The sequence below is a fragment of the Ligilactobacillus hayakitensis DSM 18933 = JCM 14209 genome (assembly GCF_000615845.1).
GTDB classification, from domain to species: domain Bacteria; phylum Bacillota; class Bacilli; order Lactobacillales; family Lactobacillaceae; genus Ligilactobacillus; species Ligilactobacillus hayakitensis.
Window position 1 is genome coordinate 35,577 of the sequence record NZ_BAML01000002.1, and the last position, 15,643, is coordinate 51,219.

Below are 15,643 nucleotides of genomic sequence, written 5' to 3' on the forward strand. Positions count from 1 at the left end.
TCAATGAACAACTTAGAACTGCGCCATCTAAAAAAAGATTTAAAAGCAATTAACGCTTTAAAAGATGAATACGCAAAGTTGAGTGATAGTGATTTAAAAAATAAAACGCAAGAATTTCGAAAGCGCCTTAACAAAGGAGAAAAGCTAGATAGCTTGTTACCTGAAGCCTTTGCGGCAATTCGAGAAGCTGATAAGCGTGTTTTAGGACTTTTTCCGTATGATGTCCAAGTGTTAGGTGGAATTGCCTTGCATCGGGGATACATTGCAGAAATGAAAACCGGCGAAGGAAAAACTTTAACAGCAACCTTACCATTGTATTTAAACGGATTAACTAAAAAAGGGGCAATGTTAGTCACGACTAATAATTACCTTGCTTATCGAGATGCTACCGAGATGGGAAAGGTTTATCGTTGGATGGGGCTAACAATTGGAGTCAATGCTTATGATGAAAGTAAAGGAAAAGAACCCCAATATAAACCTGAAGAAAAACGGGTAATTTATGGTTCTGATATCATTTATACAACTAATGGTGGGCTTGGCTTTGATTATTTAATTGATAATCTTGCTGATAGTAAAGATAAAAAATATATGCGTGATTTTTATTATGCAATTGTCGATGAAGCTGATGAAGTGCTCTTGGATATTGCGCAAACGCCATTGATTATCTCAGGGGCACCACGGGTTAAGTCCAATTTATATGCAATGTCAGATCAGTTTATTACAATGCTAAAAAAAGACCAGCATTATGAATATGATGAAGAAGAAAATAAAGCCTGGATAACTGATGAAGGCTGGGATTTTGCTGAAAAATTCTTTAGAATCGAAAATATTTTTGATAATAAGCATGATGAATTATTACGCCATTTAAATCTAGCTTTAAGAGCACATAAAACATACGAAAAAAATCGTGATTATGTAGTGCAAAATGATGAAATTAATTTGTTAGATGATAATAATGGTCGGGTCTTAGCCGGAATGAAATTACAGGCAGGACAACATCAAGCGGTTGAACAAAAAGAACATGTCGAACTTTCCGATAATACGCGTTCAATGGCAACGATTACTTATCAAAGTTTATTTGCTAAATTTGAGAAGCTTAGTGGAATGACGGGGACAGCTAAAACGGTAGAAGACGAAATGATTGAGTCTTATCATTTAAAAGTTGTTCAAATTCCAACAAATAAACCGGTTATTCGTAAGGATTATCCCAACAAAATTTATACTTCATTAGCTGAAAAACTTGGCGCTTCTTTACAACATATTTTGAAACTTCATGAAAAAGGACAACCGGTACTAATTGTTACTGGTTCGGTTGAAGTTTCAGAAATTTATTCTGAACTATTATTACAACAAGGGATTGCCCATAATGTCTTAAATGCGTACAGTACCGTTAAAGAAGCTGCGATTATTAAAGAAGCAGGGCAAAAAAATGCGGTCACTGTGGCAACCACTTTAGCGGGCCGTGGTACTGATATCAAGTTAGGAAAAGGGGTCGCTGAACTTGGTGGTCTTGCGGTTATTGGGGTTGAATTAATGCCAAACCGAAGAATTGATATGCAAATTCGAGGAAGAGCTGGGCGTCAAGGAGATCCTGGTTTTAGTCAATTCTATTTATCATTGGAAGATAAATTAATTATTCGCCGTGGAATTGAAACACTGCACCGTTACCATCGTAATCATGCTGATAAAGGGGATTTACGTAATCCAAGAGAAATTAAAAATCCTTATATTAAATCTTTAGTAAAAATGGCGCAAAGTTATAACGAAAGTAGCGAGCAACAGGCTCGCCAACAAACGGTTGAATATGATGAAAGTATTAAAATTCAACGTGATATCTTATATGCGCAACGGGATAAATTAATTTATGCTAAAGAAGATATTGATGCGATGAAGATTATCGAAGAAGGAATTGATAATCACTTGGCAACCCATAAGTTTACGGATAAAAACGACGTATTACGCTATATTTTAGATAATTTTAATTACAATTATGAAGGGTTACCAAATAATTTTGAATTAACCAATAAGAACATTAAAAAAATATTATTGGAAATTGCTTCTAAAGAGCTAACACGCAAACAAGAAATTCTCGTAAACAAACATCAAATGCAAGATTTTATTAGGGTTGCAATCCTAAAGGCAATTGATACGCAATGGGTTGAAGAAGTTGATGTTTTACAACAACTAAAACAAGCAGTAATAAGCCGTGCCCAAGCGCAATGGAAACCAACTTATGAATATCATAAAGAAGCTAAAAAATCATTTGATCGAATGCGCGTAAATATCAAAAAATCAGCAATCAAATATTTATTACAAAGTGATGTAAGTTGGAAAAAAGGTAAGGTTGAAATATACTTTGCCTAATTAAGGAAGTGAGATGAATGACAAAAGAAAATAAAGACTTACTAGCTCAAAGTATTGAAAATCGTTTACAAGAAGCGAAACATGAATACCGCAAGAAAAAAGATCCAAGAGATTATGGGAAAATCGTCTTAGTAATTGTAATGATGGTAATTGTTTTAGGGATGATTATACAAACTCTGAATGTGATCATGAATTAGTGGAAGGATTATTTAAAATGAAAAATATCAGATATAAGCTAAGTTCGAATATTATTTTACGAAGAACCTTATATACTATGCTAATATTAACGGTATTTAGTATAGGAAATCATATTTATCTTCCTTTTATTGATCAAAAAATGCTAGAAAAACTTAGTGAAAATCATTCACTATTATTTGTTGGAAATTCAACTGGGGCTAATTATGCTAAGATGACATTATTTAGTTTAGGGTTAGGACCTTGGATGTCTAGTTTAATTGTTTGGCAATTATTAAGTAGTATAAAAGCATTTAAATTAGATAAGATTCCACAAAAAAGAAGTCAGTTTTATCAACACTTGCTTACACTAGCCGTAGCCTTGTTACAAGGGGTAGGACTGATTGTTGGTTTTAAATTAGTTAGTGATGATTTATATCATAAATTAGTCGTACTAATTATTATGATAGCAGGAGCATTTTACTTAGTTTGGTTAGGAAGTATGAATACCGAAAAAGGAATCGGGGCTTCAGTAATGTTAGTTGTAATTAATATGCTAACTAATGCTTCTAGCCAAATTAATATGTTTTTAAATGAAAATAAGCGAAATTTTTGGTTGATAATACTTATGATGATCCTAATAGGGTTAATCGTAATTTATATGTCGGTTAAGTTTGATCGTTCCGAATTTAGAATACCATTAACACGTTTGATGTTAGAAAGTTCTTTAAAGGAACGAACATATTTTCCAATTAAATTGAATCCAGGGGGGATGATGGCAATTATGTTTGCTTTATCATTAAATATTCTTCCAACATTTGGATTTAGTTTATTGAATCAATCAAGATACCATAGCACGACAACGCAATGGTTAGTTGAAAATATGGGGTTAACCAAGCCATTTGGAATCACCGTATATATTGTAATCTTATTTGTGTTAGCGTATGCGTTTAGTTTTATTAATATTTCGCCATCAAAAAATATTAAAGATTTACGCGAATCCGGGGATTATCTTTATGATCGTCGTCCAGGAAAGCAAACACAAAAGTTTTTAACTCATTATATTAGTGTTTTAGGAATTATAGGTGCGATATATACAGTAATTATTGCAGGGTTACCAGTGTATTTGGGGATTATTTATCCGAAGTATTCTCAAATTTTCCTATTACCCGGAACGCTTTTAATGATGACAACAATGGTTTTACAGATTGATGATTATATAAATATTATTACAATTAAAAAACGTTATGGTGAATTACTATAAATTGTATTAATATTATTAGAAAAGAGTATATAAAAGGGGAAAAAAAGTGACTGTTTATAATGTAAATATTGGAATTGGTTGGGCATCAAGTGGTGTTGAATATGCTCAAGCATATCGTGCAGAAGTTTTACGTGCAATCAAACAACCAGCAAAATTTATTTTTACTGAATTAATTTTAAATGAAAATATTCAAAGTTTAACAAGCAACATTGGATTTAAAGATGAAGAGATAATTTGGTTATATCAACATTTTACTGATATGAAAATTGCACCATCTTCATATACATTAGATATGCTAAAAGCAAGTGTAGATGCTGACAAGCGAGAATATACTGTAGAAAAAGACGGTAATATTGTCCGTTTACGCTTCCCAAATGAAGATAGTTTTATCACATGTTATATGAATAAAAACAAGAAAAATATCGTTGATCGTGCTGAGTTCGTATCACATGGATTATTAATTAAAAAAGATTATTATTCATATGCGAAATATTTAACTGAATATTATACTCCACGTGATAACAAAGCTTACGTTTACTTACGCCGTTTTTATAATGAAGATGGATCTGTTGCTTATGAAGAAATTGTAGATGGAGATAACGAACCAATGTATCGTTTCCCTGATAAAATTCTTTATAGCCGTGCAGAGTTTTTAGCTTATTTCTTAGAATCTCTCAAGCTTAAAGAAACAGATGCTTTAATTTTAGACCGTTCAACTGATGGTGGTGGAACATTTTTCAAGCACGTTAAACCTGCTAAGCTAGGAATTGTTGTTCATGCTGAACATTATAGTGAAGGTTCAACAGACGATGATTATATTTTATGGAATAACTATTATGAATATCAATTCGTAAACGGGCGCGATGTTGACTTCTTCATTTGCGCTACAGACGCACAAAAACGTACTTTAGAAAAGCAATTTAAGCACTACAATGGTTATGTTCCAAAGGTAGTAACAATCCCTGTTGGAAGTTTGGATAAGTTACGTGATAGTAAGAAGAGAAAGCCATATAGCTTAATAACTGCTTCACGTTTAGCAAGTGAAAAGCACATTGATTGGATTGCTGAAGCCGTTGTTAAGGCTAAAAAGCAAGTTCCTGAATTAACATTTGATATTTATGGTTCAGGTTCAACAAGAAAAACAATTGAAAAAATTATTAATGATAATAATGCACAAGATTATATTCAACTTAAAGGACATCAAGATTTAACGAATGTATACCGTCATTATTCAGCATATATTGCCGCTTCAACGAGTGAAGGTTTTGGTTTAACATTGATGGAAGCAATTGGATCAGGATTACCAATGATTGGATTAGATGTTCCTTATGGAAACCAAACATTTATTTCAGATAAAGAAAATGGCTTCTTACTTCCATATAAGCGGAGTCAAGATTTAAGTAAGACAATTGACTCAATGGCTGATGCGATTGTGAAGTTATTCAATGAAAGCAACCTCAATCAAATGAAAAAGAAATCATTTGAAATTGGTAAAGGATATCTTACAAGCGAAATTGAAAATAAATGGCGAACATTACTGGAGGAACTAAAAGTTGATTAATATTTTCCAAAAATTAGATATTGAAACCTACGATTTACTTAATTCGTTAAATACTGCTGGATATAAGAATCCGACTGTTTTATTAGAATATGATGGAACTACGCGTGATGACATTGAATCACCCTTTAGTTATTATTTAGGTAAAGATAAAGGACGTAAGCGCGGTCGTTATTTTAACGAGATTGTTGTGCCCCATTACAGTGAAATTAAAGGGAATAATCGCTCAGCAGAAATTTATGATGAAGATAGAAAAACTGCTGATGTAGAGTATTTTGCACCAAAGCATCGCCGAATTGTAAAAAACGTTAAGTGGCTTGATCTTAAAGGCAGAATCAGAAGTATTGACCATTATAATGATTATGGCCGTAAATTTGCTGAAACTATCGTAAATGCAGATGGCAAAAGCGTAATTAAGACTTATTTTGATATTGAAGGCAAAGAAAAAATTATTGAAAACTTTGTCACAGGTGATATTACTTTATATGAAGGAACAAAGATTAAGAACTTTTCTAATTTACAAGATTTTACAATTAATTATATTTATGAGCGTGGATACAACCTCGATCGAATTTTCTATAATTCATTATCTACACCATTCTTTATTACTTTAAAATTAAACCAAAAAGAAAAGAATGGAAATGTTTTATTTTGGCAAGAACCAATTAATGGCAACATTCCAGGAAATATGAATATAATTCTTAACGAAAATCGCAGTAATACTGGAAAGATTGTCATGCAAAGCAAGGTAGCCTATGCAAATGCTAAAGTTTTATGGCCTAAAGATAAGTTAAATATGCTTGAATATCTTGGAAATATTTACATTCACCCAAGAATGAATAATATGAGAAAAGAAGCCTTAATTTTAACAAATTCTGACCAAATTGTTCACTTAAAAGAAATTGTCGAAGCCTTACCAGAGGTCCAATTTAATATTGGGGCGATTACAGAAATGTCAGATAAGTTAATGAACTTTGGGCGTTATAAAAACGTTTCTTTATATCCAAATATTGAAACTAAGGATACAAGAAGACTTGTTGAAAATTCTGACATTTATCTAGATATTAACCGCGCAAACGAAATCTTGGATGCAATTCGAGGAGCCTTTGAAAATAACATGTTAATTCTTGGTTTTGATACCATGCAACATGATAAGAAGTTCATTGCTCCAGAAAACACTTATGCTGAAGATCAAGTGGATATGATGATTGGAAAAATTAAAGAAGCCCTTGATGATGTAGATAAGATGGAAGAATATATCGGATACCAACGCGTATTTGCGGGGGATGAAACGAGCGAACGTTACCAAAAAATTGTAGGCTAACTAAAAGATGAAATAGTTTTGCTATTTCATCTTTTTTTTATAATAAATTCACAAATATTCTATTATTCTAGAAACGCAGTGTGAATTTATGAGGAGAAATATTGTGAATAATTAAAAATTTAAAGGCGGAGATATAGAAAGTTGCCTATAAATATGGTATTATATTTTGTGTTAATATAGGAAACTGTGTAATTAGAGTGTTTGAAGAGAAAAAACATGCAATAATTGTGCACTGTGTAAAGGATGGATATTTATTGAGTTTATCCGCAGAAACTTAATGAATTGGGGAGAATATATATGAAAAAAGCAAAAGTAAGATTAGTAGAAGGTCTTGTTAAATTAATTCAAGAAACACCTTTCAATCAAATTACAATTAATGAGTTATCTGAAGCATCAGGTACAAGTCGTCGTACTTTTTACATGCACTATTCAGATAAGTATGATTTCTTAGATAGTATCGAAAGAGAATTACTTTTAGGAATTAAGCAAGCTGCAGAAAAAGATAGTGAAGCATTATTAGCAATGGAAGGACGTCCAAGTTCTGAAATGATGTATATCTTTGCACAAGAAGCATTTTATAACTTAATTAAGTATAGCAATGAAAACCGTAAAATTTTACGAGCATTATTTTCCAAAAATGGAGATTCAAAATTTACTGCAAGTTTACAACAAATTATGGATGATGAAGTTGTAAGACGATTTGAAATCATGCATAGTACATTTGGGAATGTTATTCCTGCTGATTATGCACGTTCGCTTTATTCAGCTGTTATTATGAATACTTTCGCGATTTGGTTAGGAAAAGATGAACCAGAATCACCAACAGAATTTGCGGATATTTTAGGTAAGGTTCAAATTTTCTCACCATTCCAATTTACTAAGAAAATTGATTTAGATTTAGATATCAACAACAACAACAATTAAATATAGCTAAAAAAAGAAGTTAGTTTTGCTAACTTCTTTTTTAGTGGCGAGAAGCGTGGTAATTATGATTTCCCTTGATTTTGTGATTTCTAGTTTTAAATTTAGGTGTGTTTCCACTAGTGAGCTTAAAGTTTTTCATTTTTCCATTAAAGGGTTTATTGGATGCCCGAATTTGCAACCAAGTATTCATTGCTGAAACCATATTTTCAAGCATTTTAAGTTGTGTTGGATTATTTTCTTTAATTGCTTCAACATAAATATCTGTCTGTAAACGCTTGGTTAGTTGAGTATGATAAGTAATTAACTCGCTTGAAAGGGGATAATGACGATATGAATTAAAGAGATTTTGAATAATATTCATAGCTTCTTTAACATTTTTAGGTTGAATAAAACGTTGCTTATTTTGCATAAAATGACCTCCGAAATCATGAATTTAATGAAAATTTATTGTACGGTGTAATTTATAATAACTTTTAAATTAAAATTTAATAAATTTGATAAAAAAAGAGATGAAATATAAATAAATTACATGTTATAATAACACTAATTTATTATATATCTCTCTTGAGAAGTTGAAAAGTAATGTATTGTTAATGAAATCAACAATTTGGTATTCATTAATCTGAACGTATTTTTCAACTTCTTTCTTTTTTATCAAGCAATTAAAATGAAGATATATGAATGAAGATATATGTTAAAATGAAAACTGAAATTAATAAGAAAGGAACGAAATAATGAGTTTAGGATTTGTCTTAGGAGATGCGACTAAAAATCACCGTTTAACATTGATGCAACAACTAGAAAAATGGAAGCAAGAAAATCCGCAAGGAAAATTCTTTTATCTTGTTCCTAATCATATTAAATTTGGTACAGAAATTACGTTACTTGATTATTTAAGAAAGCAAGGAGAAGAAAAAGGACTTTATGCCGCTAATAATGTGCAAATTTTTTCATTTACACGGTTAGCTTGGTATTTTATGAAAGATACGGCAATTTACCAAACTCCAAGAATTTCAGCGGCAGGATTAAACATGTTGGTATATCGCTTATTAAAAGATCACAGCGATGAATTGACGATTTTTAAAGGTGAAGAGACTCAACCAGGGTTTATTAGCCAATTAGTAAGTCAATTAATTGAATTACAGACGGCATGTATTTCACAAGAAGATTTAAAAAATTTAGAAGATACCTTGAATCAAACAAAAAAATCGCAAGAAGTAAGTGCTAAGCTTCATGATTTACAAATTATTTATCATGACTTTATACAAAAAACACAAGGAAAATACTTGAAGAATACGGATATTTTGCCGGAATTAGCCCAGTATTTGCAGGCAGAGGATTTATCGAATAGTTACTTTTTGATTGAAAGTTTCTCGCAATTTACTTCTCAAGAACAACAAGTCTTATCAGTGCTTTTAAAGCGGGCAAAAGAAGTCCGTGTAGGTTTAGTTTTGGATCACAAGGTAACTGCTAAAGAAGACTTAAGCGATGCGCAAACGCTTTTTTCACGTTCTGAACGCCTATATTATCAGTTATATCAACAAGCAAGAAAGAATAATATTCCCGTTGTTATCGATCAATATGCCAGTGAAAATAGAATTCAATCGCCAGATCTTCGTGATTTAGCTAAGTATTGGCAAGAATCAACTGATTTAGGCAAAATTACTCCTAATACGCGCTCAATTAACGATATTAAAGTTATTAAAGCTGATACGAGAATGACAGAAGTGCGCACAATTGCAGCCCGCATTAAACAAGCAGTAACCCTTAAAGGGTACCATTATTCAGATTTCTTGTTATTAACCCGGCATTTAGATAAGTATAAAAATATTTTGGAACCGGTATTTGAAGAATTTGAAATTCCCCTTTTCTTGGATTTACAAAAAACAATGACTAATCATCCGCTAGTAGAGTTATTAAATGCTTTATTTGCGGTCAAAAAAAGACACTATCGTTACCAAGATATGATGCGGTTGTTAAAAACAGAACTATTAATCCCTAAAATTAATGGGGAATACATGATAAAGCCAAAATTTAGAGAATATCTTGATTTAACAGAAAATCTGGTTTTAAAATTCGGCTACGAAGGTAGTTCTTGGATTCGAAAAAAAGATTGGGTATATTATCGCATGGGGATGACGGATTTTGGAACGCGAACTGATCAAGAAGATCAACGAACAAAAGAAGTTAATATTTTACGGCATTTTATTAAAGAAATTTTGCCACCATTTTTCAAACGTTTAGATAGTGCGGAAAATGGAATGCAAGCGGCCCAATATTTAATGGAATTTTTACTTGAAAATGGGGTTGCCGAACAATTAACGCAATGGCGTAACCAAGCGCTTGAAATTGGTGATACTATCAATGCCGATAAACCAGAACAAGTTTGGAATCTTTTTTGCGTTTTAATGGATGAATATGTCCAAACTCTTGGAGATACGGAATTTGATGAAGATGATTTCATAAATCTTTTAGGAACCGGATTTGAAGGGGCAAGTTATAGTCAAGTGCCGTCATATATTGATCAAGTAATTGTTTCAGAATCGGGGATGGTCCAAAGTAACGACCGTAAAATAACGTTTATGTTTGGGTCAACGGATATGGTGATGCCCGATCGCATCCAAAAAGAATCCTTGTTAAATGATAATGATCGCAAAGAAATTATTCCGCAACTAAATGACGAGCAATATTTAATGGATACGGCAGAAAATATGATGGCTCAAGAACCTTATTTAAATTATTTGGCGTTCATGACTCCTATAGAACAATTATATTTAATGTATCCAACGGCCGGTGCAAGTGAAGAGGGCTTGAGAATCTCACCTTATTTAGAACGAATTATTAAACACTTTAAGTTAAAAGTGCATGAAGTAAACAGTTCACCAAACTTACTTGAACAAAAATTAGTCGATTATGTCGCCAATAAACGAACAACTTTAAGTAATTTGATTAAAGTTGCGCGTGTCGCTAAAGATGAAGGCGAAATTTTACCACCATATTGGGGATATATTTATCAAAGGCTACGTGAAGACGGCAATTATCGTGATTTAACTGCATTGTTAATGTCGGGGATTTCTTACAGTAATCAACCAGAACAACTTAAAGTAGATTATGTGGAACAGCTATACGGAAAGACGCTTTCAACTTCAATTTCAAAATTTGAAGATTTCTTTGCTAACCATTATGAATATTTCTTAAAGTATGGCTTAAAGTTAAATGAACGCGATGTCTTTGAATTATCAGCTGCTAATACAGGTGAGTTTTTCCATACTGCTTTAGATATGTTGATGAAGCAATTAAAAGCGGACAATGTTAAAATTGCGGATTTAGACAAAGAATTGTTCAATCGTTATATGGCCGGAATTTTAGATACAATTTCGTTAGAACCACAATTCCAAATTTTGCATAGCTCTAATCGAATGGAATTTTTATTGAAACAATTAAAACAAACCGTTCACCAAATCGGTTGGGGCCTTAGAAATAAAGGCAAAAGAACTAAAATGCAAACTTTAGGAACTGAAGTCTTATTTGGCCATGTCGGTGCAGATAAAGGATTAAAGGCCTTAAGTTACCCAATTGATCAAATTCATAAAGTTAATGTCCGTGGAAAAATTGACCGGATTGATCAAATGATTATTGATAATCAAACATATCTCGGAATCGTCGATTATAAATCAAGTAGACATAACTTTGACTATCAAGACGCATATTATGGTTTAGCCATGCAAATGTTAACTTACTTGAATGCCTTGATGGAAAATGCTGATTTATTATTAGATGAACAAAGTCTAGTAAGTGAACCTAAGCCGGCAGGTGCAGTGTATATGCATTTGAAGAATCCGGTCCTTAAGAAAAAAGATATTATCAATAAAGATATTGATGATGCGATGTTAAAAGAGTATAAGTATCAAGGCTTGATTTTGAATGAAACTGAGCTTTTGGATAATCTTGATCTCACACTGGACGGCAGTGCATTTTCAAGTATTTATCCTATTCGTAGAAAAAAAGATGGATCTTATAGCGGCGATATTATAACGTTTGATGATTTGCGGTTATTAATGCAGCACAATAAAAAGTTAATTACGGACGCGGCGAAGTTAATTTATCAAGGAGATGTCGCAATGAATCCGGTCATGTGGCCTGATAAAAGAACGGCGTTGCAATATTCTCCATATAAAGCAATCATGCAATTTGATGAATTATTAGGAAATCGATATCACCGTATTTCTAAACATACAAATCAAGAAATTATGGATTTAATTGCAAAAGAACAAAAAGGAGGACAAATTGATGGCATTTAATTTTACCCCTGCACAGCAACAAGCAATTGATGATGAAGGTCATAATATTTTAGTGGCCGCATCTGCAGGTTCAGGAAAAACTCGTGTCTTAGTTCAAAGAGTTATCAACAAGATTAAAGCGGGAATTGGGATTGATGAACTTTTAGTTGTAACCTTTACAGAAGCTGCCGCTAAAGAAATGAAAGAACGAATTCAAGTTGCTTTAAGAAAAGAAATTGCTGATACGACGAGTGAAGATGAAAAAAGACGTTATTTAACACAACTTTCAAAGTTAAATGTTGCAAATATTTCAACCCTCCACGCCTTTTGCTTGCAATTACTTAAACGCTATTACTATGTGATTAATCTCGATCCAATCTTTCGAATGTTAACCGATGAAACTGAAGCGATGCTTTTAAAAGAAAGTGTTTGGGATGATTTAAGAGAAGAATGGTATGGTAAAAACGATTCGATTTTCGAAGAGTTGGTCATGAATTTTTCAACTGATCGCAGTGATGATGGCTTCACGGATTTAGTAATGAAAACATTCCAATTTGCTAGTGCTAATCCTAATCCAACTCAATGGCTTGAGCATTTAGCGGATGAATATCGGTTGGGCGATAATAAGTTAGGTGAAAGTGATTTTTATCAAAAGAAAATCAAACCCAATGTAATTGAAATGCTGGAATTATGCCATGATAATCTTACGCAAGGAATGGATGCAGCTGCAGAATCCGGCTTTGAAGTATTGTATGAAACTTTCAAAGAAGATTTGGAGCAACTTGAAGATTTAATTGACTTCTTAACTGGAAGTAATGAATGGGATGAAATTCGTGCAAGCTTAATGAATTTTAAATTCAAAAGAGCCAAAGCAGTGCGGGGCTTAGAGCCAAGTGAAAAGAAAGTTAGAGATGAAATCAAAAAGGGATTTCGGGATGAAACTGCAAAACGAATTCAAAATTTTGCCATACAATATTTTATTGCCGATGAAAAAGAAGTACTCGAAACAACGAAAAAAGCTTTGCATCTAGTGGAAAAATTGGGAGAAGTCGTTGCGCAATTCAGTCGCCGTTTTGCAAAAGAAAAAAGAAGGCGGCATGTATTGGATTTCAATGATTTAGAACATTTAACTTTGGAAATCTTAAACAGTCAAACTGAAGATGGAATGCGGGTACGCCAAGGATTACAGGCTCAGTTTAAAGAAATTATGGTCGATGAGTACCAAGATACAAACCAACTTCAAGAAACCATTTTAACAACGATTGCGCAAAAGAATCCAGGAAATATGTTTATGGTGGGCGATGTAAAGCAATCCATCTATGGGTTCCGGCTTGCAGAGCCAAGATTATTTTTAGAAAAATATGAACGTTTTGCTAAAGCAGATAATGATGATCAAAGAATTATCCTAGCAGAGAATTTCCGTTCAATGGAAAACGTTACATTATTTACGAATATGATTTTTGCGCAATTAATGGATAAAAAAGTTGGTGAAATGGCATATGACAAGGATGCGCGCTTAGTTTTTGGGGCCAAGTATTATCCTAAAATGGAGCCCAAAGCCGAATTGTTGATTTATGAAAGTGAACAAGAAAGCTTAGAAAATGATGATGCCAATGAACCGGTAAATGATGATTTTTCAATTGATGGTAAGGCACAAGGGCAAGTTGTCTTAACGGCTAAAAAAATCAAAACCATGGTTGAACAAAAAGAGCCGATTTATGACCGGCAAACCCAAGAAGTACGTCCGGTAAAATACAGTGATATTGCTATTTTAGCGCCAACGAGAAATCACAATTTAATCTTGACGGATACTTTTAAAAAGATGGGGGTACCTTTATACGTTCAAGATTCACAAAATTATTTTCAAACAACTGAATTGAAAATCATGATGTCATTACTACAAATTATTGATAATCCTTATCAAGATATTCCGTTGGTTGCGGTTTTGCGGTCACCGATTGTTGGTTTAAAAGAAAATGAATTGGCTTATCTTAGAATTAATGACAAGCAAGCTGATTATTATCAAGCGGTACTCAACTTTTATCATGCTTATACCGTAAAAAGTGATACAACTGATTTTGAACAAAAATTATATTACAAAATTTCACGTTTCCTCGACCAATTAGAAATGTTTAGGGAAATGGCCCACCAAAATGAATTGGCGAGTTTAATTTGGAAAATTTATAATGAAACAGGTTTTCTTGATTATGTTGGAGCAATGCCTGGAGGAGCGCAACGCCAAGCTAACTTGCATGCTTTATATGATCGGGCAGCCGAATATGAAAATTCAAGTTTTAAAGGGCTTTTTCAATTTGTGCGCTTTATTAATAAAATGCAAGCTAAGGATAAGGATTTAGGTGAAGCGCCAAGCCAAGCGCTTGATAATGCAGTTACGGTAATGACGATTCACGGTAGTAAAGGGCTTGAATTTCCCGTTGTCTTCTTGTTAGATGCAACACATCAATTTAATCAGGATGCATTAAGAAAGCCATATATTTTAAGTGCTAAAAATGGAATCGGAATTTCATACATGGATATGGAAAGTAGAATCAAATCTGATACTTTGATGCGGGTGTTATCACTAGAAAATGAAAGTAAAAAGCAAGCCGCAGAACAAATGCGCCTTTTATATGTAGCTTTAACCCGAGCAGAACAACAACTGTATTTAGTTGGGGCTTATAAGGATAAGGACGAGGCTATTACGAAGTGGCGTAAAGCGGCAAGCAGTACTGATTTGGTGTTAAATTCTGGAGTTAGAGCAGTTACCAAGAATTTTATGGATTGGATTGGGATGTGTTTAATCCGAAGTAGTAAAGTAAGTGCGGACTTAGGCGTTGATTTGAGTACGAATGAACCTAAATATATTAAAGAATTACCTTTTAAATGTTCAATTAGTTTTTACAACAACCAACAACTAGGAAATTTCCAAGAAGAAGCTAGTGATAATGCGCAAGAATGGTTATCACAACAAAAAAACTTTGTGACTGAAATAGTCTCAACGCAAGCGAAGAAAATGATAGATACCGTCTTAGCTGATAATTACGGGGATCTTGGTTTGACTAAAACAACTGCTTACCAAGCAGTATCGGATTTGAAGCGACTTTTTGATGATCCTGATGTGTTATCAATGCAAAGTCTTGAATTAACAATGGATGAAAAAAATCCTCAAGGGATCAATCGGTATGTGCAAAAAGAATTCGGGATGCCCAACTTTATGGCAAAAGAAACGCTAGTAACGCCGGCTGAAATTGGGGTAGCAACGCACTTATTATTACAAAAAATACCATTAGACAAAAAGTTATCATTAGAAGAATTAAATGAATTATTGATGACCATGGTTGAAAATCAATTAATAACGCCTGAGGTGGCTGGAAAAGTTGATTTAAATAAGATTTTAGAGTTTTATGAAAGTGATTTAGGGAATTTACTTTTAGAATCGAACGCTAAAGTCCATCGAGAAGAACCGTTTTCAATGATTATGCCAGTCGGATCATTGTTTAAAGATATTAAAAATGACACCCAAGAACCTGTTCTTGTCCACGGGATTATTGATGGATACCTTAAACAAGAAGATGGCATTATCTTATTTGACTACAAGACTGATAACTTCACGAGTGAAGAAAAATTACTTGAAAATTATCGGGGTCAATTAAACTTATATGCGATGGCGCTAGAAGATATTTTAAATAAGAAAGTTATTAAGAAAATTATATATTCACTTGATTTAGGTCGTTCAATTGAAGTTTAAAGTAAAA

9 protein-coding genes are annotated in these 15,643 nt (G+C 32.9%); 8 read left to right on the forward strand and 1 reads right to left on the reverse strand.

Annotation, left to right across the window (positions count from 1 at the left end):
• Positions 1 to 3 precede the first annotated feature (3 nt).
• The 6 genes from secA2 to JCM14209_RS00795 all read left to right on the forward strand — a co-directional run bounded on the left by secA2 (position 4) and on the right by JCM14209_RS00795 (position 7,608).
• Complete coding sequence (gene secA2 / locus JCM14209_RS00770; RefSeq protein WP_035519693.1) at positions 4 to 2,364, forward strand: accessory Sec system translocase SecA2; 2,361 nt, start codon at positions 4 to 6, stop codon at positions 2,362 to 2,364.
• 17 nt (positions 2,365 to 2,381) lie between these two features.
• A complete protein-coding gene (locus JCM14209_RS00775; RefSeq protein ID WP_025021744.1) occupies positions 2,382 to 2,561 on the forward strand; it encodes a hypothetical protein in 180 nt (59 codons plus the stop codon).
• 17 nt (positions 2,562 to 2,578) lie between these two features.
• A complete protein-coding gene (secY2, locus tag JCM14209_RS00780) occupies positions 2,579 to 3,802 on the forward strand; it encodes an accessory Sec system protein translocase subunit SecY2 (protein WP_025021745.1) in 1,224 nt (407 codons plus the stop codon).
• 46 nt (positions 3,803 to 3,848) lie between these two features.
• Positions 3,849 to 5,363: an accessory Sec system glycosyltransferase GtfA gene (gene gtfA / locus JCM14209_RS00785; protein ID WP_025021746.1), complete on the forward strand. Its 1,515-nt coding sequence runs from the start codon at positions 3,849 to 3,851 to the stop codon at positions 5,361 to 5,363.
• Positions 5,356 to 6,684: an accessory Sec system glycosylation chaperone GtfB gene (gtfB, locus tag JCM14209_RS00790; RefSeq protein WP_025021747.1), complete on the forward strand. Its 1,329-nt coding sequence runs from the start codon at positions 5,356 to 5,358 to the stop codon at positions 6,682 to 6,684. The genes gtfA and gtfB overlap by 8 nt, the downstream gene beginning before the upstream one ends.
• 297 nt (positions 6,685 to 6,981) lie before the next feature.
• Positions 6,982 to 7,608: a TetR/AcrR family transcriptional regulator gene (locus JCM14209_RS00795; RefSeq protein ID WP_025021748.1), complete on the forward strand. Its 627-nt coding sequence runs from the start codon at positions 6,982 to 6,984 to the stop codon at positions 7,606 to 7,608.
• A 40-nt stretch (positions 7,609 to 7,648) separates the two neighbouring features.
• Here JCM14209_RS00795 and JCM14209_RS00800 read toward each other — a convergent pair whose 3' ends face one another.
• Entirely contained in the window at positions 7,649 to 8,017 is a 369-nt protein-coding gene (locus JCM14209_RS00800; RefSeq protein WP_025021749.1) for a hypothetical protein, read from the reverse strand.
• A 325-nt stretch (positions 8,018 to 8,342) separates the two neighbouring features.
• Here JCM14209_RS00800 and JCM14209_RS00805 point away from each other — a divergent pair, with 325 nt between their 5' ends.
• Positions 8,343 to 11,909, forward strand: a complete 3,567-nt coding sequence (locus JCM14209_RS00805) for a PD-(D/E)XK nuclease family protein (RefSeq protein WP_025021750.1) — start codon at positions 8,343 to 8,345, stop codon at positions 11,907 to 11,909.
• Positions 11,899 to 15,636: a helicase-exonuclease AddAB subunit AddA gene (addA, locus tag JCM14209_RS00810; protein ID WP_025021751.1), complete on the forward strand. Its 3,738-nt coding sequence runs from the start codon at positions 11,899 to 11,901 to the stop codon at positions 15,634 to 15,636. Before JCM14209_RS00805 ends, addA begins: the two co-directional genes overlap by 11 nt.
• The last annotated feature ends 7 nt before the right edge of the window (positions 15,637 to 15,643 follow it).